This is a genomic window from Pseudotenacibaculum haliotis (assembly GCF_042684245.1).
GTDB lineage: Bacteria > Bacteroidota > Bacteroidia > Flavobacteriales > Flavobacteriaceae > Polaribacter > Polaribacter haliotis_A.
This window is the reverse complement of sequence record NZ_JBHULH010000004.1, coordinates 151,127-170,228: the sequence shown is the minus strand read 5'-3', so window position 1 is coordinate 170,228 and position 19,102 is coordinate 151,127. Positions and strand designations below refer to the sequence as shown.

16 protein-coding genes are annotated in these 19,102 nt (G+C 35.3%); 8 read left to right on the top strand and 8 right to left on the bottom strand.

Going from position 1 to position 19,102, the window contains the following annotated elements; translation table 11 throughout:
* Positions 1-75: 75 nt before the first annotated feature.
* Positions 76-933 (bottom strand): hydroxymethylglutaryl-CoA lyase, encoded by an 858-nt coding sequence (locus tag ACFSRZ_RS08825; protein WP_379666186.1) that lies wholly within the window; start codon positions 931-933, stop codon positions 76-78.
* A gap of 171 nt (positions 934-1,104) precedes the next feature.
* Here ACFSRZ_RS08825 and ACFSRZ_RS08820 point away from each other — a divergent pair, with 171 nt between their 5' ends.
* The gene (locus ACFSRZ_RS08820; protein ID WP_379666185.1) at positions 1,105-1,353 is read left to right on the top strand and encodes a hypothetical protein; all 249 of its coding nucleotides are present in this window, start codon (positions 1,105-1,107) and stop codon (positions 1,351-1,353) included.
* A 3-nt stretch (positions 1,354-1,356) separates the two neighbouring features.
* Here ACFSRZ_RS08820 and ACFSRZ_RS08815 read toward each other — a convergent pair whose 3' ends face one another.
* From ACFSRZ_RS08815 to pheT, 7 genes are all read right to left on the bottom strand, one after another.
* Positions 1,357-3,678, bottom strand: coding sequence for a TonB-dependent receptor plug domain-containing protein (locus ACFSRZ_RS08815; protein ID WP_379666184.1), 2,322 nt, complete (start codon positions 3,676-3,678; stop codon positions 1,357-1,359).
* Entirely contained in the window at positions 3,678-4,589 is a 912-nt protein-coding gene (locus ACFSRZ_RS08810) for a FecR family protein (protein ID WP_379666183.1), read from the bottom strand. The genes ACFSRZ_RS08815 and ACFSRZ_RS08810 overlap by 1 nt, the downstream gene beginning before the upstream one ends.
* Before the next feature lie 47 nt (positions 4,590-4,636).
* Complete coding sequence (locus ACFSRZ_RS08805; protein WP_379666182.1) at positions 4,637-5,155, bottom strand: RNA polymerase sigma factor; 519 nt, start codon at positions 5,153-5,155, stop codon at positions 4,637-4,639.
* 357 nt (positions 5,156-5,512) lie between these two features.
* Positions 5,513-6,259, bottom strand: a complete 747-nt coding sequence (locus ACFSRZ_RS08800; protein ID WP_379666181.1) for a hypothetical protein — start codon at positions 6,257-6,259, stop codon at positions 5,513-5,515.
* Positions 6,260-6,263: 4 nt separating this feature from the next.
* Positions 6,264-6,881 carry a LysE family translocator gene (locus ACFSRZ_RS08795; protein WP_379666180.1) on the bottom strand — a complete coding sequence of 206 codons (618 nt, stop codon included), beginning with the start codon at positions 6,879-6,881 and terminating at the stop codon, positions 6,264-6,266.
* Positions 6,882-7,901 carry a quinone-dependent dihydroorotate dehydrogenase gene (locus tag ACFSRZ_RS08790; protein WP_379666179.1) on the bottom strand — a complete coding sequence of 340 codons (1,020 nt, stop codon included), beginning with the start codon at positions 7,899-7,901 and terminating at the stop codon, positions 6,882-6,884.
* Between the two features lie 38 nt (positions 7,902-7,939).
* Positions 7,940-10,366 (bottom strand): phenylalanine--tRNA ligase subunit beta, encoded by a 2,427-nt coding sequence (gene pheT, locus ACFSRZ_RS08785; RefSeq protein WP_379666178.1) that lies wholly within the window; start codon positions 10,364-10,366, stop codon positions 7,940-7,942.
* A 168-nt stretch (positions 10,367-10,534) separates the two neighbouring features.
* On the opposite strand from pheT, the gene ACFSRZ_RS08780 reads away from it, so the two are divergent.
* The 7 genes from ACFSRZ_RS08780 to ACFSRZ_RS08750 all read left to right on the top strand — a co-directional run bounded on the left by ACFSRZ_RS08780 (position 10,535) and on the right by ACFSRZ_RS08750 (position 19,092).
* Positions 10,535-13,921: an endonuclease gene (locus ACFSRZ_RS08780; RefSeq protein ID WP_379666177.1), complete on the top strand. Its 3,387-nt coding sequence runs from the start codon at positions 10,535-10,537 to the stop codon at positions 13,919-13,921.
* A 102-nt stretch (positions 13,922-14,023) separates the two neighbouring features.
* Entirely contained in the window at positions 14,024-15,235 is a 1,212-nt protein-coding gene (locus tag ACFSRZ_RS08775; RefSeq protein ID WP_379666176.1) for a peroxiredoxin family protein, read from the top strand.
* A gap of 99 nt (positions 15,236-15,334) precedes the next feature.
* Entirely contained in the window at positions 15,335-16,438 is a 1,104-nt protein-coding gene (locus ACFSRZ_RS08770; RefSeq protein WP_379666175.1) for a DUF2911 domain-containing protein, read from the top strand.
* Positions 16,439-16,553: 115 nt separating this feature from the next.
* A complete protein-coding gene (locus ACFSRZ_RS08765) occupies positions 16,554-17,102 on the top strand; it encodes a DNA-3-methyladenine glycosylase I (protein WP_379666174.1) in 549 nt (182 codons plus the stop codon).
* An 11-nt stretch (positions 17,103-17,113) separates the two neighbouring features.
* Positions 17,114-17,542, top strand: a complete 429-nt coding sequence (locus ACFSRZ_RS08760; RefSeq protein WP_379666173.1) for a hypothetical protein — start codon at positions 17,114-17,116, stop codon at positions 17,540-17,542.
* A 7-nt stretch (positions 17,543-17,549) separates the two neighbouring features.
* Entirely contained in the window at positions 17,550-18,071 is a 522-nt protein-coding gene (locus ACFSRZ_RS08755; protein WP_379666172.1) for a GNAT family N-acetyltransferase, read from the top strand.
* Positions 18,064-19,092, top strand: a complete 1,029-nt coding sequence (locus ACFSRZ_RS08750) for an aminotransferase class V-fold PLP-dependent enzyme (protein WP_379666171.1) — start codon at positions 18,064-18,066, stop codon at positions 19,090-19,092. Before ACFSRZ_RS08755 ends, ACFSRZ_RS08750 begins: the two co-directional genes overlap by 8 nt.
* The last annotated feature ends 10 nt before the right edge of the window (positions 19,093-19,102 follow it).

The window sequence follows — 19,102 nt, the reverse complement described above, 5'->3', positions numbered from 1 at the left end:
GGTATTTTGATTTGTAACAAATCTACACCCAAAATTTTAGAAACTTGTACGTAAATATGCGTAATTTCTTACGATCTAGGAGAAAACCTGTAGAGCTTGATTGTAGGCACTTTCAAAACTCATAGGGCGCACTCCGGTATCTGCCTTTTGCTCTGTAAAGTAGGATACTAACTTTTCTGTAGGCATATTACCTGTCAATTCATCTTTAGCCATAGGACATCCGCCATAGCCTTTAATAGCTCCATCAAAGCGTCTGCAACCGGCTTTATATGCTGCATCTACTTTTTCATGCCAGGTATCTGGAGTTGTGTGCAAATGAGCTCCAAACTCTATTTCAGGGTATTTAGGAATTAAGTTAGAGAACAAGTAATCGATCACTTCGGGAGTAGAACTACCAATAGTATCAGATAGCGATAATATTTTTACCCCCATTTTAGATAGTTTTTCTGTCCACTCTCCTACTATTTCAACATTCCACGGATCTCCATAAGGGTTTCCGAATCCCATAGAAAGATAGGCTACGACCTCTTTGTTAGTTCTATTAGCTATAGCCAAGATCTCTTGTAATGTTTCTATGGATTGTGCTATAGTTTTATGTGTATTTCTCATCTGAAAATTTTCAGAGATAGAAAACGGGTACCCTAAATAATTGATTTCTTCAAATTGAGAAGCATCATTGGCACCTCTTACATTGGCAACAATGGCTAAAAGCTTACTGATTGTTTTTGACAAATCTAACTTAGCCAACACCTCTGCTGTATCTCTCATTTGCGGAATCGCTTTAGGAGAAACAAAGCTTCCAAAATCAATAGTATCGAAACCTACTCTCAATAACGAATTGATATACTGAGCTTTGGCTTCGGTTGGAATAAAGTGGCTTTTTATGCCCTGCATAGCATCTCGAGGACATTCAATGATCTTGACTTGGTTCATTGGCTCAAATATACGACAATTAGATGTTTTGTTTTTCAAATTGTTTGTCGTTTCAAGTAGAGAAAACTATCTCTTCGTTTAACTTTTCGATATCAAAATAAATTCCAAAATCTTTTCATTCATTGACTTTTCTATTGAATATAATTAACTTAACAGGGCAAAAAAGTAATCATGTCAAAATATATCATAACGGCTAAAGAAGAGGTTTGCAGCAAGTTAGCAAGAGTGCTTAAAAAATATCCGGTAGTTAAAGACACATTTGAAAATTCAGGGTTTTGGTATACAAATGGAGAAACAGGTCCTGAATGGTTTACTGTTACGATTGAAGCAGATTTTAAAGATAAAGATGAAATAGAGATGCTACTTCAACAAGAGTTGAAGAATATGAATGCTACAGCTTCAAATTATTATTGGGGGTGAAATTTAGAAATAAACTCTAAAAACAACATTTGGCGTAATTCCCAAACCTACACTTGTAAGTTCAGACAAGACAACATTTCCACCATTACCCGTTGTGGTACCAAAAGTGGTGTTGATCTCGTTATCTCTATTGTATAAATTGATAATAGATGCTCCCAACCTAGCTTTGATCTTACTTTTTGAATCAAAATAGAAGTCATAAAAAGCACTCAAGTCCATCTTGTGATAACTCAAAAGTCTTTCGGTATTCTGTTCTTGAAAAACTACTTCTCCATTGACAAGAGTTCCTTCTGAATAAGGTCTTCCGGATGCAAATTGCCATCCTAGAGAGAATTGAAACTGCTTGTATTTAAAAGAGTTTGTAAAGGATATTACGTGACGTTGATCAAAATTTCCCGGGAATCTTCCTGTTTGAAGATCAGGGAAATTAAAGTCGTTCTTACTATATGAATACCCTAACCAAGTTCTGAATCGGTTGATCTTTTTCTTCAACAGTACATCTACTCCAAAGATCGAGCTATTTCCCGATGCATAGATTTCAGAAAATGGATTGGTAGCAAAACTAGAAGTCAAGGTAGTTAGTCCTTTTACTTTCTTATGATACGACTCTACATCTATTTTCCATCCATCTTTATCAAAAAAGAATCCAAAGGTCATTTGTCGATTGTTCAACACAGGAACACCTTGTTCTTGATCTGCCAATACCCAAACAGCCTCTCCTACTCCTAAGTCATTAAATCCAAAGGAAACTAGTTGACTGATTCCTTGATTCTTAATCTCCATAGAAGCTTTTAACTTAAAGTGATCTGTAATGTTGTAATGCGAATAAATTCTTGGTTCTACAAAGAACTCTTTGATCTGCGGGTAATAGCTGGTTCTAAAACCTCCTCGTAGAAATAACTTATCAAACTGATATTCCGACTCAGCATATGCATTATGTATAGACAGATTGGTTCTTACATCTTCAATGGTAATTGCATCATTATTAAATGCCAATTTATAACCTACCAAATAATTGATCAACTCGTACCCAAACTTTAAATTACCTTTGGTATTGATACGTTTTCTTGCTTGCAATTGAAGTCCGAAGTCTTGTACCTTATTACTATTGGTTGCTGTGTTTAAACTTCCAAAAGGTGTAAGTTGGGTAAATTGATAATCGGAATTAAATTCTGAATAACTAAATGATGACCTATAACTCCATGGCCTCTTAGACTGGTAATCCCATTGAGCACTTAGTCCTTTATTATTAAGATTTAGTTTGTCTCTTGTTCCAAAGTCCTCAGCATCTACATTGGCATAATCCAAAGAATTGTCTACCAACAAACTACTAACACTTATTTTATTCTTTTCATTGGGCTGAAACACCAACTTGGCATTGATATCTAAGAAATTGAACTTATCTCTTAATACTTCTAGTTCTTCTTCTTCAATCACATCGTTGGTTTCCTCAATCTTTGTGTTTTGAAAAACCTTATCACTAAATGAGTTGAAAGTTGGAAGGTTAAAGATATCATTGATAGATCTACGTGCAGAAAACAGAAAACCTATTTTATCGCTCTTAATCGGAGTTTTCACATACACATCTCCATGCAAAAAGTTAGCGCCAAAACCTCCTGAAGTCTCAGTAGGAACCTCGGTTAACGAATTGATATCTACAACTCCAGCAATACGATCACCAAACTCAGGTTTTGTACCACTACGGGATACATTTACAGATTCTACCACATAAGGATTAAAAGGTGAAATCATTCCAAACAAATGTCCTTGATGATAGATCTTAATTCCATCATAAAGAATTAAGTTTTGATCGGGGGTTCCTCCTCTAATATGCAAATTTGAAGCCGATTCTGTTGGGCTTGTGATTCCTGGTAACAATTGTAAACTTTGAAGAACATCAGGCTCTGTTAACCCAGGTAAAACTCCCAATTTGGTAGGTTTCATTGTTATTGATCCATCCTTCTTATTTTGGTCGAATCCGGAAGTCAGGTATTCCGTAACCAAGACCACTTCATTTAATTTATTGGAATCGTAAGTGAGGTCGAATGAAGATTTGATAACAACATTTTCATCACCAATGAATATAAATTCAAGGCTTTTCTCTTCGGAAATACTATTCAAAAATGTTTTTAGGTCAGCTTCTCCATTATAGGTAAACACTTCCTTTCCTAAAAGATCACTTTTATAAGAAAAGCGGAGATCAAAACGATCTTCCAAATCGTTAATAATCTCTACTAAGGGAGTATCCTTATAGTGAAAAGACAATTTCTGCCCATAGGACAGAAATGTGATAAAAAAAAGAATCAGACAAAAATGTTTCTTCATTAGGGCTTTTGGATAACAACGTTTCCATCAGCATCCATTTTATATGATATTTCCATGGCTGTGAAAACGGTTTTCACCGCTAATTTAACATCTTTATGCGAAAAACTACCTGTAAATAATCCAGGTTTAACATTTTCCTTTTCATTAATAGTTATATTGAACTGTCTTTCAAGCTCTTTTAAGACAAGTTCTATAGATGTAGATTTAAAAGTACTAGCTCCTTTTACCCAGCTTGGCTCAAGAGCTTCTACATTGTATTCTTTTTTTACGCTCTTGTTGATTGCAAAAGCTTTTCCTTTGGTAAGAATTACTGATTCGTTGTTTTCAGTAATTACTTTTACTTTTCCTTCGTAGCAAATAACATTGTAAAAATCTTCCCTAGAGTTTACAACAAACTGAGTTCCTAACACAGTTACTTTACCTTCATCTGTATTTACAGTAAAGGTTGATCCTTTTTCTACTTTAAAAAATGCTTCTCCATCTAATTCTAGAGAACGTTCATCTTTCCAGTCTCCTTTTTTGAAACTCAAAGAAGATCCGGCATTCAAATCAACATGAGACCCATCCGGAAGATCAAATTCTATCTTTTCTGCTAATTGGGTTGTATAAGTTGTAGTTGTAAAAAAGAAGCTATACATAAAAAATATAAGAGCTACAGAAGCGGCTGCTGCGTAACTCCATAAAGGAAGTACTCTTCTCTTTTTTGTTTCAGCCTTCGAATTTAGTTTCTCTAATGTTGCTTGTAGATTAGATTCTACATCAAAATTTGCTATTTCAGCAGTATCCAGCATTTCAACAATTTGAGCATACTTTTCGTACTCTTCTGAGTTTTTAAACCCACTGAGTTCTTCAGCTGTTAGTTCGTTGGCAAGCCACCGTGCTAAAAAAGTATCATCGTAGTGTTGTTCCATAATAATGGTTTTCAGGTATAGAACAGTTTCCTTTCTATAAACCCTACCTAAATTTTATAATTTTTAATTTTAGTACGCAAATGTAGCATCGCCTGGTGCATTCTTTTCTCTACCGCTTTTTGCGATATCCCCAGCATTTCTGCTATTTCCTTGTACTTTTTCTTCTCTATTCTATTCAGTAAAAAAACCTCTCGTTGTTTCTCTGACAACGAGTTAATCGCGTCGTTTAACTCTTGTTGAAATTCTTTTTCTCGCAAAACAAACTCCGGAGTTTCTTTATTCACTGTATCTCTTTTTACTTGTTGGTATTTTAAAATTACCTTTTGGTGTTCTACTTCGTTAAAGAAATCGTTCTTTACGATCGTGAATAAATAAGACTTTGCTTTTTCTAATGGGACTTTAGCACAGTTCTTCCAAAGTTTTACAAAAGCATCTTGCGTTAAATCATCTGCTTGATCAGGGTTTCCACACTTAAAGAGAATGAAGTTTCTAACGGCTTTCGAATAATCACGAAAGACCTTCTCAAAAACTCGTTCCTCGCAAACTGAATGTAAAGGTTTACTCATTAATTGATGCTATTGGACAAACTTAGTTTTTTTTTCGGAAAAGTAGGGTAAAATTTTATTTTCTTGTTTTCTATATATCACAACAGACAAGCCTACTTCTATGAAAGTTAGAGTGTCTTATTCTTTACTACTTTCTTTAGAAAGGTTGTTGTGCAGTTCTAAAGTAGTAGCTATTATAATCTTTAGGTTGATCTTACAACATATAAACCTGACAAGGCAGACCTCTGCGTTTTTAAAATATACCCCTCAGATTCGCTGAGGTCTCCTTGATAGGATAAAAACAACATATTATTTGAAAAATCTGTGTGATAATTTCATTAGAATGTAATTAGTTCGACTTGGGTTGAAGTATTACTTTTAAGGAAGTACCAACTTCCCGAAATAGCCAAACCATAAGAGAAAACCTGTAATACCTCCAACAAGTCCGGAAATTATAAACGTAAATCGATATCTAAGAGGAATTACTCTAAAAATCACATAAAGAGAAATTACCATTCCTAATACAAATGCAACGGATGGAACAACCCATTCGCTCATCCCTAAATATCTCGATATTCGAAATTCATCTCCATGAAAATTCTCTTTCCCATACAACAAAGATGAATACGCTCCTGTAACAAAGTTGAAGACTTCTCGTAAAGCAAACAGTGCCATAAAAGTTCCTAACCAATCTAAAAAAACAAAGTACTGTTTGCATTTAGATCTTCTAAAGTAAAGAACACAAAGCCCAAAAAAGCTTGTAAACAGAGTTTGCAACGGACCTCCTAAAGCAATCCATAACGATCTGGTTTTTGAGTAAGGGTATTTCTCTTTTAATAACTTTAATAGCTCCAAATATCTTTCCTTTTCTCTGAAATCATTGCCTTCTTTTATTGCCTCTATATTCTCTTCTAAGATCTTATTATATTCTATAAATAAGTCATCTTTTGCTCTTTCTGCATAAAAATATTTCATGCTTCCATAGTGAAGTGTTGTATCATAACCATAATATTTGGCCACGGTTATATGGCCTAACTCATGAGTTAATGTTCCTACAACTGTAAAGAAGATAAATGAGATAACAATTCGTATTGAAAACGGTAAGATAAACTCGTATTTGATCACCTAGCTAAACTAAGATAAAAATGGCAATTGCTACGAATACAACAATTTGCAGCCATTTTAACCAAACACCAATGCTGTTGTTGTTTTGAATCTTCTCTGAAATGGTTCCACCTAACAAAGCAATGGAAGAAAAGATCACAAAAGAAGTAGCTATAAACAATCCTCCTAAGACATAAAACTGAATAACATTGGAAAGTGAATCTGAAAAAAGAAACCCAGGGAATAGCGCTAAAAAGAAGATAGTTACTTTAGGGTTTAATACATTCATTAAAAAGCCTGTTTTGAAAAGTTGCATTGGAGATTTCTTCTCCAAGCTTTCACTATCCATAGCAATATCGGCACTGCTCTTAAAGACTTTATACGCCAAATAAATCAGGTAAGCTGCTCCTAAAACTTTGATTCCGTAAAAGATGGCCGGAGTATTGGTAATGACTGCAGATACCCCAAAAGCAACCAAGGTTGTATGAATAATACATCCTGTCATTAATCCTGCTACGGTAGCCAATCCATATTTCTTTCCATACACAACACTTTGCATCAATACAAAAATATTGTCAGGCCCCGGTGAAATGGCCAAAGCAGCTACTGAAGCCACGAAAGAAAATAGGATCTCTGTATTCATTTAAGATTGCTTTAAAATAGCTTTATTGATCTGTTTGATCAGTTTTGGACCTTCATAAATAAATCCTGTATACAGTTGCACCAAATCTGCTCCTGCTTCTATTTTTTCTAAAGCGTCTTTTGCTGAGTGAATTCCTCCTACTCCAATAATTGGGAAAGCTTTGTTAGATTTTTGTGCCAGAAAACGAATTACTTCCGTAGAACGATTTGTTAAAGGTTTACCGCTTAAACCACCCATTTCTTCCTTATTAGAAGAAGAAAGACCTTCTCTAGATATGGTTGTGTTTGTAGCAATAACTCCTGATATCTTTGTTTCAGAAACGATCTCAATAATATCCACTAACTGCTCGTCTGTTAGATCCGGAGCGATCTTCAATAAGATTGGTTTCTGAGTTGGCTTTTCTGAATTTAATTTCTGTAGTGTATTCAGTAATTGAGTCAACGGCTCTTTGTCTTGTAAGGCTCTTAAATTAGGCGTGTTTGGTGAGCTTACATTCACCACAAAATAATCAACATGATCAAACAATGCATGAAAACAGATCTCGTAATCATTCACAGCATTTTCATTAGGTGTTACCTTGTTCTTCCCTATGTTTCCACCAATTAAAACACCTTTGTTCTTTTTTAATCTTTCAACAGCTTCTTCAATTCCTCCGTTGTTGAATCCCATTCTGTTGATAATAGCGCTGTCTTCTTTCAAGCGGAACAATCTTTTCTTCGGGTTTCCTTCCTGAGGTTTCGGAGTAATGGTACCGATCTCTATAAATCCAAAACCAAAATTAGATAACTCATTATAGAGTTTTGCGTCTTTATCAAATCCGGCAGCCAGTCCTACAGGGTTCTTAAAGGTTAAGCCAAATAATTCTCTTTCCAACTTTTTGTCTTTAACCAAATACAGGCTTCTGAACAAATTAGGAAATAAAGGAATTCTTGATAAGAATCGAACCATAGAAAAAGTAAAATAGTGTACTTTCTCAGGGTCAAACAGGAATAAAATAGGTCGAAGAAATATTTTGTACATAATCAAATATAAAAAAGGCTCCTTAATGGAGCCTGATATTATCTTAAAACAGCATTTAAGTTCTTTTCAAATGTCTGTTGTAGTTTTTGCATGATCTTATCTATTTGCTTATCAGCTAAGGTTTTGCTATCATCTTGCAAAACAAAACTTACGGCATAAGACTTTTTACCTTCCGGTAGATTTTCTCCTTCATAAACATCAAACAGATCAACTTCTTTTAATAGTTTTCTTTCTGATTGAAAAGCTAAATTATAAATCTCTTTAAAGGACACAGAATCGTCTAATAATAGAGCTAAATCTCTCTTAACAGCCGGAAATTTTGCCAATTCACTTACTTTGATCTTCTTCTTACCTGTTAATTGTAAAATAGTTGTCCAATCAAAATCAGCGAATAAAACTTCTTGTTTGATTCCAAACTCTTTAAGTACTTTCTTTCTGATAACTCCAAATTCAACCAATCTTGTTTTTCCAAGACTAAAAACAATCCCTTCGGAAAAAGTGTCAGATTTAGTAGGTGTTGTCTTTACGTTAGACAAACCTAACCTTTCAAGAACTAAACTCACGATTCCTTTTAAATAGAAGAAATCTGATGCTTGTGTAGCTACTTTCCAACTCTCTTTTACCTTCTCTCCTGTTACAAACAATGTTAAGTGTTTAGATTCTTGGTAACCACTTTCATATTTGTGATACGTTTTTCCAAATTCATATAATTTCAACGAACTGTTCTTCCTGTTGATGTTATACGAAACTGACTCTAAACCGCTAAACAACAAAGATTGACGCATTACCTTTAAATCGTTACTCAAAGGGTTTAGCATTTCTACATTGTGCTCAGATTTTAAGTTTTCAGACAATGAGACATAATCTTCTTTGGTTAAAGAATTTGCCATCGTTTCATAAAACCCTAAAGAGGTTAATTGATCAGCAATAATGTTTTCAACCTTTACTTCATGATTCGAATCAAAAGAAATGGAAGTATTTAACTTGTGAGAGAAATTGATATTGTTGTATCCATACACACGTAAAATCTCTTCAATAATATCTGCTTCTCTTTGTACATCTACTCTGTAAGACGGAATAGTTAACCCTAATCCTCCTTCAGTTTCACTACTAATTCTTATTTCTAAAGAAGCCAAAATGTTCTTGATGGTTTCTTTATCGATCTCTTGTCCAATTAATCGGTAAGCATTGTCATACGATAAGAATACTTGAAAATCTTCTGCTTTTTCAGGATAAAAATCCATTACATCAGAAGCGATTTTTCCTCCTGCATACTCTTCAATTAGTAACGCAGCTCTCTTTAAAGCATACTCGGTAAAGTTAATGTCGATACCACGTTCAAAACGGAAAGATGCATCTGTATTCAAAGCATGTCTTTTTGCTGTTTTACGTACAGAAATAGGGTTAAAGTAAGCGCTCTCTAAGAATACTGATGTTGTCTTTTCTGTAACTCCGGATCCAATTCCTCCAAATACACCTGCAATACATAACGGATTGTTCTCTGCATCACAGATCATGATATCTTCTTCATGAAGTTCTCTTTCTACCTCATCTAAAGTTGTAAACTTGGTTCCCTTTGGTAAAGTTTGCACCACTACTTTGTTTCCTTTGATCTGTTGTGCATCAAAAGCATGTAATGGCTGCCCCAACTCGTGCATTACGTAGTTTGTAATGTCTACAATATTGTTCTTAGGAGTTAATCCTATGGCTTTTAATTTATTTTGAATCCACTCAGGAGAATCTTTTACTTCTATGTCTGTGATAGAGATTCCACAATAGCGAGGAGCTTGCTCTTTATTGTCTACCTGAACTTCAATTCGTAGCGTTCTTTCATCAACATGAAAATTACTCACAGAAGGAGAAATCAATTCTAAGTTAATACCATGTTGAATCAATCCGGCTCTTAAATCTCTTGCCACTCCGTAATGACTCATTGCATCTGCTCTGTTAGGAGTCAATCCAATTTCAAATACCTGATCGTTTTCTATATTGAATACCTCAGAAGCAGGAGTTCCTACTTCTAATTCTTCTTCTAGGATCATAATACCATCATGACTGGAACCTAATCCAAGTTCATCTTCAGCACAGATCATTCCATGACTTACTTCTCCTCTTATTTTTCCTTTTTTGATCTTAAATCCATCTCCTTTCTCATCATACAACATTGTTCCCACCGTTGCTACAGGTACTTTTTGTCCGGCAGCTACATTGGGTGCTCCACAAACAATCTGTACCGGTTCACCGTTTCCTAAGTTCACAGTAGTTACTTTTAAACGATCAGCGTTAGGATGTTGCTCGCATGTTAAAACTTCACCTACAACAACTCCTGCCAAACTACCTTTTATAGATTCTTTGGTTTCAATTCCTTCAACCTCTAAACCTAAGTCGGTTAATAATTCCCCTGTTTTTTCTGCTTCCCATTCAACTTGCAAAAATTGCTTTAGCCAATTGTATGATATCTTCATTAATTTTTTGTTCTGGATTTAGCCGCAAATGTAACCATTTTTGTTGATTTTTCCGCCCTAATAGCAAGTGTTAATATCTATTTGATAATTAATCATTTATTTACATATGTTAATGAAAATTTGTAGTAGTTTGCTACTGGAAATTAACTAACTTAAACTAACCCTCTCATGAAGAAAACATTACTGTTTTTCATGCTGCTATGGTCTGTAGTAGTATTTGCACAAATTCCTTCTTATTACAACAATGTAAATCTTACATTAACGGGAACAGCATTAAAAAATGAGTTGTCTAATAAAATTATAGTGACTCATACAACCGACCTATCCTACACTCCTGGTGTATGGGATGCCTTACGATTGGCCGATCTAGATCCTACCAATTCTAACAATGTGGTTTTGATCTATGGATGGAATGATAGTGATACTGACATCACTAATGATAGAACAAGAGATAAAACACTTCAAGACACAGGAAGTGGTGCTACTTTTGTTTGGAACAGAGAGCATGTATTTTCTAAGTCTCTCGCGAGTCCTGTTCTAGTAACTAGCAGTGCCGGCCCCGGTACAGACGCTCACAACCTGAGACCTGCTGATAGAACAAGAAACACCTCTCGAAGCAATAGAAAATTTGCTGACGGTAGCGGAACAGCTTCCTACATTACTGCTGAAGGGTATTGGTACCCTGGTGATGAATGGAAAGGTGATGTAGCTAGAATGATGATGTACATGTATTTACGTTATGGAAGTCAAACCTTACCTACCGCTGTAGGTGTTGGTACTCCGGTAGCTTCAGATAGTAATATGATTATGTTATTCCTAGAATGGAATGCAGAAGATCCTGTTTCTGACTTGGAAAAGCAAAGAAACCCTGTCTTAGAAGGATTACAAGGAAACAGAAACCCTTTTATAGACAATCCTGCTTTCGCTACCCAAATTTGGGGCGGCCCTCAAGCTGAAGATTTATTTGGAGGGGGAACTCCTGATACCGAAGCTCCTTCTGCTCCAACAAACTTAACAGCTAATAACACAACTAGTTCAGGAACTACATTGTCGTGGACTGCTTCTACTGATAATGTTGCTGTAAGCTCTTATGATATTTACAATGGAGCCTCTTTAGTAGGCTCATCAGCTACAACTGCTTACAATGTTACCGGATTAAGTGCTAGTACTTCGTATACTTTTACAGTAAAAGCTAAAGATGCAGCCGGAAATGAATCTACAGCGAGCAACTCAGTTAATGTAACAACCAATGCTTCTTCTGGCGGAACTGCTTCCGAACTTTTCATTTCAGAATATGTAGAAGGTTCATCCAATAATAAAGCTTTAGAGGTTGCAAACTTCACAGGTAGCTCTATAGATCTTTCTGTTTATGATTTAAGAAAAGCTACTAATGGTTCTGGTTCTTGGGGAAGTACATATCAATTATCAGGAACCTTGACTAATGGCGATGTGTTTGTCATTGCAAACAGTAGTGCTGTTTCTGCAGTTACAAGTGTAGCAGATGTTACTACAGGGTCTGGAATTGTAACATTTAACGGGAATGATGCCATAGCTTTATTTAAAAACGGAACTTTAATTGATGTACTTGGAAACCCTAGTAGTAGTTCTGATTTTGCTGCCAATACAACTTTAAGGAGAAAATCTACAGTAAGTAGTCCAAATTCAACTTACACAACTTCTGAGTGGGATTCATTTGCTACTGATACTTTTGATGACTTAGGAAGTCATACAATGGATGGAGGCTCTTCATCAGATACGCAAGCTCCAACAGCTCCAGGATCTTTATCCTCTTCTAATATTACAGAAACAACTGTAGACCTTTCTTGGAGTGCTTCAACAGACAATGTTGGTGTAACAGGTTACGATATTTATAACGGAGCATCTCTAGTAGGCTCAACTACCAATACAACCTACAATGTAACCGGATTATCAGTAGCCACTTCTTATAGTTTTACAGTAAAAGCAAAAGATGCAGCCGGAAATGAGTCAGCAAGTAGCAATACTGCAAATGTTACTACAGTAGATCTAACAGCTCCTTCTGCTCCTACTTCATTAGCAAGTTCAAATGTTACACAAACAAGTGTTGACCTGTCATGGTCTGCTTCGTCTGATAATGTAAGTGTTACAGCATATGATGTATACAACGGAGCTTCTTTGGTAGGTTCTACTGCAAATACAACTTATAATGTAACAGGTTTAACTGCCAGTACCTCATACACTTTCTCTGTAAAGGCGAAAGATGCAGCAGGAAACGAATCTGCAAGTAGCAATACGGTTAATGTAACTACCAATGCTTCTTCTGGAGGCGGTGGTACTACAACAGAATTATTATTTTCAGAATATGTAGAAGGTTCTTCAAACAATAAGGCATTAGAAATTGCCAACTTTACAGGAAGTTCTGTAGACCTTTCTGCCTATGACCTAAGAAAAGCCACCAATGGTTCTGGTTCTTGGGGTAGCACATATCAATTATCAGGTACTTTGGCTAATGGCGATGTATTTGTTATTGCAAATAGTAGTGCATCATCTTCTATAACTAGCGTGGCTAATGTTACTACAGGATCTGGAATTGTAACGTTTAATGGAAACGATGCTGTAGCATTATTTAAAAACGGAACATTGATTGATGTGATTGGAAATCCTAACAGCAGTAGTGATTTTGCAGCAAATACTACTTTGAGAAGAATGTCTTCGGTAACAAATCCAAATACAACATATACAGTTGGAGAATGGGATTCTTTTGCTTCTGATACTTTTGATGGCTTAGGAAGTCATACGATGGACGGAGCCGGGCCTTCTTCTACTGTACTTATGGAATCATATTTTGAAACCGGTTGGGACAACTGGGTAGATGGTGGTGGAGATTGTGCTCGTTATTCAGGATCTCGTTCTGCTGAAGGAAGTTATTCTATCCGTATTCGCGATAACTCAAGTACAGCCTCTTCTATGACTTCTCCTGAGTTTGATATCACTTCTTACGACACTGTAGAAGTATCATTCTCTTTCTATGTTTACAGTATGGAAACAGGAGAAGATTTCTGGTTCCGTTACCATGATGGTTCTTCTTGGCAAACGGTACAAGCTTGGGTTGCAGGATCTGGAATTTCTAACAACAACTTCTACTCTGCTACCGTAACAATGGATGCTTCTTCTTACAATTTTGTAAGCAACGGAAAGTTCAGATTCCAATGCGATGCTTCTGCAAATGCAGATCATATCTATATTGATGAAGTAATTATTACCGGAAAAAATACAGGGTCTTCTAGAGGGCCTATCTCCGGTAGCAACCTTACACATTTAAGAAGTTTAGATACAGGTATAGAAGAGTTTACATTATATCCTAACCCTGTTGATGGTGATATTATGAACATTCAACTTAATGATGAGGAAGACAAAACTGTAAATTACAGAGTACTTTCTCTATTAGGACAAGTATTACGAAAAGGTACTGTTTCTGAATCTTCTATTAATGTTGCAAATTTAAAAGCTGGAATTTACTTGCTTGAGGTTGCTGTTGAAGATGAAAAAATCGTGAAGAAGTTTGTCAAAAAATAACGAATATCAAAAAGTTGTAAAAAGCCTTGAAGAAATCTTCAAGGCTTTTTTTATGTAAGTATTTAATCGTTTCTTCGTACTAAATTCCTCAGTATTGTATATATGAAGAAAATACTTGTCTTACTTTTTATTACTCTCTTGGCCTCTTGTCAAAAAACTTCTAAAACTTTAGACAATGGCTTTTATAGAGTTGCTTTGCAAGTACAAGATCAGCAAGAACTTCCTTTTGTGATCAATGTAACTTCTCCTACAACCCTAGAAGTTTACAATGCCGAAGAAATCATACAGGTTGATGAAGTACGATATAACAAAGATTCTGTTTACATACAAACACCTGTTTTTGAAGGCTATATTGCCGCAAAAATTACTAATGAAGGTTTTGAAGGAAGCTTTATTAAAGAAAGCTTAGGCAGGATTGTCCCCATCAAAGCAGAAAAGAATAACGAAGTACGTTTTGATGTAGAAAATGAAACCAAACCTGTTGACATGTCTGGAGTTTGGGAAACTGTTTTTAGCCCGAATGGTGGTAAAGACCGATACATTGCCAAAGGAATTTTTGAGCAAACAGGAAACCAATTAACAGGAACATTCAGAACAACAACAGGAGATTATCGCTATTTAGAAGGTGTTGTTGATGGAGATACCTTTAAGCTTTCTACTTTTGATGGTGCGCACGCTTTTCTGTTTACAGGAAAAGTCACCGATTCTACTTTAGTGGGAAATTTCTATTCTGGAAACCATTGGAAAGAACCATTTGTAGCCAAAAAGAATAATACTTACGAGTTACCTCATGAAGATGATTTGACTTTTATCAAAGAAGGATATGAAAAATTAGCCTTTAGTTTCCCGGATGATAAAGGAAATCAAGTTTCATTAGATGATGATCGCTTTAAAGACAAAGTGGTAATCGTACAAATCATGGGTACTTGGTGTCCAAACTGCTTGGATGAAAGTAAATACTACTCTCAATTCTATCAAGATCACCGAGATGAAGGTATCGAATTTGTAGCCTTGGCTTTTGAAGTGGCTAAAACTAAGGAAGCAGCCTTTCATAGGATCAAAAGACTACAGGATCGAATTGGAATTGAATATCCAATACTCTTGGCACAATACGGAACATCAGACAAAAAGAAAGCGCAAGAAAAACTTCCTATGTTAAATCATGTATTGTCCTACCCTACCAGTATTTTCATAGATAAAAAGGGAGAAGTTCGTAAAATTCATACAGGGTTTAATGGGCCAGCCACAGGTCAGAAATATCTTGATTTCAAAAGTGAATTCGAAGCTTTTGTAGATATGCTTCTTAAAGAATAGTTAATTCATTCCCAAAAAAAGTACGTTTAACAAGAACTTAACAGACTGAGATTTCAGATGTAAATAAATTGAAACTGAATCAATTTAAACCTTTACATCATGAAAAAAAACAACTTAACTAAACTTGTCTTGTGTTTGTTTTTAACTGTGAGTTTTCAAGTTTTTCCCCAGTTAAACCTACCAAGAGGAAGCCAGATGGCTACCATTTCTCAACGCATTGGTATTACAGATGTATACATTAAATACTCTAGACCTAGCGTAAACAAAAGAGAAATATGGGGAAAACTAGTTCCGTACGGAATGAACAACCTAGGTTTTGGTACTGCAAAGGAGTCTCCATGGAGAGCCGGAGCAAACGAAAACACAATTATTAAGTTTACAAGCGATGTAAAAATTGAAGGAAAAGAAATAAAAGCCGGAAAATACGGCCTGCACATTATTGTAAATGCTGATGACACTGCTACTATCATCTTTAACAAGAATTACACTGCATGGGGTAGCTACTTCTATGAACCTAGCGAAGATGTAGTTCGTGTAAATATCAAAACAAAAACAATTCCTTTTAAAGAACAATTGGCTTATGAGTTTAACGATGTAACTGCCAATTCTGCTGTTGCTTCATTAAATTGGGAAAAGAAACAATTCCCTTTTAAAATTGAAGTTGACGTAACCAATATTGTATTAGCAGATGTTCGTAAGAAATTACAAAATCAACCTGGTTTCAATCGTCAATCTTGGGAGCAAGCTGCTGCCTATGCCATGAACAACGGTGGCGATTTGAATGAGGCACTCAACTGGATCAATGGCGCTATAGCCGGTCAGTTCTTTAGCCAACAAACATTCAATAATACCAATATCAAAGCAGGTATTTTGAATAAGATGGGTAAAAAAGATGAAGCTATCGCGGCTCTAGATTCTTATATGCCAAAAGCAACCATTCTTGAAGCACATCAATACGGAAGACAATTGATTACTCTTGGAATGAAAGACAAAGCTTTAGAAGTATTTAAGATGAATGCTAAAAAGAATAAGAATACTTGGCCTGTGCACTATGGATTAGCTAGAGGTTATTCTGCAAAAGGAGAATACAAAACAGCTTTAAAGCATTTAAAGAAAGCTTTGGCAAATGCACCTAATGCTGCCAGCAAAGGAAGAGTACAAGCAAACATTGCTAAGTTAGAAAAAGGGGAAGACATCAATTAAGGTGTTTTACTGCTTGGTTAGGGTGAAGGTCTGCAAATGCAGACCTTCTTTTTTATTCTTGTTCATATGCTAAAAGGCATCTTATTTCGTAGTTTTGTTATAGACAAAATTCGTTATGGCCAACAACACTTATTGCGATTACACAAAAAATTTGGAAGAAGAAAATGTCCACAAAATTTACCATGATACTCAATATGGCTTCCCTATTGATTCTGATGATGAATTGTTTGGAAGGTTAATTCTTGAGATTAATCAAGCCGGATTGTCATGGGATACCATATTAAAAAAGCAAGAGAACTTTAGAAAAGCATATTCTAACTTTAGTATTCATGCAGTTGCAAACTATGATGAAAATGAAAGAGCTCGTTTGCTAAGCGATGCCGGAATTATTAGAAATAAACTCAAAGTAAATGCTGCAATTCACAATGCCAATGTTATTTTGGGCTTACAAAAAGAATTTGGTTCTTTTCAATCTTGGTTAGATCATCAGCATCCAAAAACAAAAGACGAATGGGTAAAACTCTTCAAGAAAACATTTAAGTTTACCGGAGGTGAGATTACCAACGAATTTTTAATGAGTTCGGGCTATTTAAAGGGTGCTCATAGTGAAAGCTGTCATATTTATAAAGAAATACTTAAAACAAGTCCTAAATGGAATCAATAAAAAACTCTATGATGAAAAAAATTTTAATCACTTTCCTTTTTGCCTTTAGTATCACACAGATCAACGCTCAGGAAATAGGTATGCGTTTTGGCGATGTAACCGGTGGAAATGTTGCTATTGATGCTATATTACCTATGGGAGAAACCACACGAGTACATGCCGATATTTCTTTTGGTGATGGTTTAGGAATCGATCTGCTTTGGGATTTTATTTATGAGCCATTAGGCGAAGAAGCCCTCCATTGGTATGTAGGTGCTGGTCCTTATACATTTTTAGGAGATCCTTTTGCTTTAGGAGCTGTAGGTGAAGTTGGTTTGGAATACAAATTCAACGAAATTCCTTTGGTCATTGGTGTAGACTGGAGACCTTATTTTAGAATTGTAAGCAATACAGATCTAGGTATCGATAGTTTTGGACTAAATCTTAGATGGCGTTTTTAAAACTAACATGATTATCAAAGTACCATCTACGGCAAGTGAATTTGAACAACTCCATCAGCTAAATTACAGCACATTTGTAGAGGAAATTCCTCAACATAAAGAAAGAGCAGATAGAAAGTTAATAGATCGATTTCATTCAAAAAATAATTATTTAATTGCTGTAAAAGGCAATAAGGTTATTGGGATGGTTTGCTATAACACAATAAGACCCTTTTCACTTGAGGAAAAGCAAGTCAAAATAGATGATCATATCCCGTTGGGCTGCAAAGTTGCAGAAATACGACTACTTGCAGTAGAAAAAAAATGGAGAAAAACTACAGTCACATTTCGTCTCTTACAACAACTCATAAAAGAGCTAAAAAGAAATGGTGTGTCTATGGGGCTTATTTCAGCCACCACTAGAGAATTTAAATTTTATACTAAAATAGGATTTCAAACCTTTGGAGAAGTAATTGGAAAAAAGAATGCCTATTACCAACCCATGTATATTTTTATTGAGAATTTAAAAAAAGAATTTAAAGATGATTAATCTCACTACAGGTCCTATATCACTTGACAAACCTGTTTATCAGGCGCTCATTTCTGAACCTATTTCTCACAGATCTGTAGAATTCCAAACAATGCATCAAGAAGTTGTAAATAAATTATGTGAACAACTTCAAGCTAAGCAAACATTTATACTTCAAGGTAGTGGCACATTGGCAAACGAGGCCATGCTTTGGCAAATTAAAATGCTAAAAAGCAAAGGCATTATTTTGTCTAATGGTGAATTTGGAAATCGCCTTATCAAACAGTCTAAAAAAATAGGCCTGAATTATCTCAAACATAAAACTTCTTGGGGCAATGAATTTTGTTTAGGTACAATTGAAACCTTAATACAAACGCACAATCTTAAATGGATTCTTTTCTGCCATTGCGAAACATCAACCGGTGTAGTTAATAACATAAAAGCAATCGCAAGCATCTCTCAAAAGTACAATTGTAAAGTATTTGTTGACTGTATGAGTACTATAGGAACTATTCAAATAGATTTATCCAATATATCTATGGCTACAGGTTCGTCTGGAAAAGGGTTGTGTTCTCTTTCCGGAATTGCCTTGGTTTTTTCAAATATCAACATAGCAAAGAGTTCAAAAATCCCCAGGTATTTAGATCTTTTCTATTACAAAAGCAAAAAAGGTATTCCCTTTACATTATCCTCAAATCAGCTCAAAGCTTTGAGTATTTCTATACAGCAAACAATGAATACTGATTATTGGAATCAAAAGGATGCCTATGCTCGTAAAGTTCATGATGCATTATATTCTCTTGGAGTCATTCCGTTTGCTACTAAAAGCTCAAGAGTATTCACAATTATTCAAAAGAAAATAAACAGTCAGGATCTTTCTTCTCACCTTAATAAGATAGGTCTTTCTTTGAGCTATCAGAGTAAGTATTTATTAAAACGAAATTGGTTGCAACTTACTTTATTTGGGAATCATAACTATGATCAAATAGATTTTGCTGTAAGCAGCCTAAAAAAAGAAATATCGCAAGCCATCTCCTCATAAAAATGAGATA

Coding starts and splice junctions, on each gene's coding strand:
- ACFSRZ_RS08825 (WP_379666186.1), bottom strand. CDS start 933: ATGAACCAAGTCAAGATCATTGAATGTCCTCGAGATGCTATGCAGGGC.
- ACFSRZ_RS08820 (WP_379666185.1), top strand. CDS start 1,105: ATGTCAAAATATATCATAACGGCTAAAGAAGAGGTTTGCAGCAAGTTA.
- ACFSRZ_RS08815 (WP_379666184.1), bottom strand. CDS start 3,678: ATGAAGAAACATTTTTGTCTGATTCTTTTTTTTATCACATTTCTGTCC.
- ACFSRZ_RS08810 (WP_379666183.1), bottom strand. CDS start 4,589: ATGGAACAACACTACGATGATACTTTTTTAGCACGGTGGCTTGCCAAC.
- ACFSRZ_RS08805 (WP_379666182.1), bottom strand. CDS start 5,155: ATGAGTAAACCTTTACATTCAGTTTGCGAGGAACGAGTTTTTGAGAAG.
- ACFSRZ_RS08795 (WP_379666180.1), bottom strand. CDS start 6,881: ATGAATACAGAGATCCTATTTTCTTTCGTGGCTTCAGTAGCTGCTTTG.
- ACFSRZ_RS08790 (WP_379666179.1), bottom strand. CDS start 7,901: ATGTACAAAATATTTCTTCGACCTATTTTATTCCTGTTTGACCCTGAG.
- pheT (WP_379666178.1), bottom strand. CDS start 10,366: ATGAAGATATCATACAATTGGCTAAAGCAATTTTTGCAAGTTGAATGG.
- ACFSRZ_RS08780 (WP_379666177.1), top strand. CDS start 10,535: ATGAAGAAAACATTACTGTTTTTCATGCTGCTATGGTCTGTAGTAGTA.
- ACFSRZ_RS08775 (WP_379666176.1), top strand. CDS start 14,024: ATGAAGAAAATACTTGTCTTACTTTTTATTACTCTCTTGGCCTCTTGT.
- ACFSRZ_RS08770 (WP_379666175.1), top strand. CDS start 15,335: ATGAAAAAAAACAACTTAACTAAACTTGTCTTGTGTTTGTTTTTAACT.
- ACFSRZ_RS08765 (WP_379666174.1), top strand. CDS start 16,554: ATGGCCAACAACACTTATTGCGATTACACAAAAAATTTGGAAGAAGAA.
- ACFSRZ_RS08760 (WP_379666173.1), top strand. CDS start 17,114: ATGAAAAAAATTTTAATCACTTTCCTTTTTGCCTTTAGTATCACACAG.
- ACFSRZ_RS08755 (WP_379666172.1), top strand. CDS start 17,550: ATGATTATCAAAGTACCATCTACGGCAAGTGAATTTGAACAACTCCAT.
- ACFSRZ_RS08750 (WP_379666171.1), top strand. CDS start 18,064: ATGATTAATCTCACTACAGGTCCTATATCACTTGACAAACCTGTTTAT.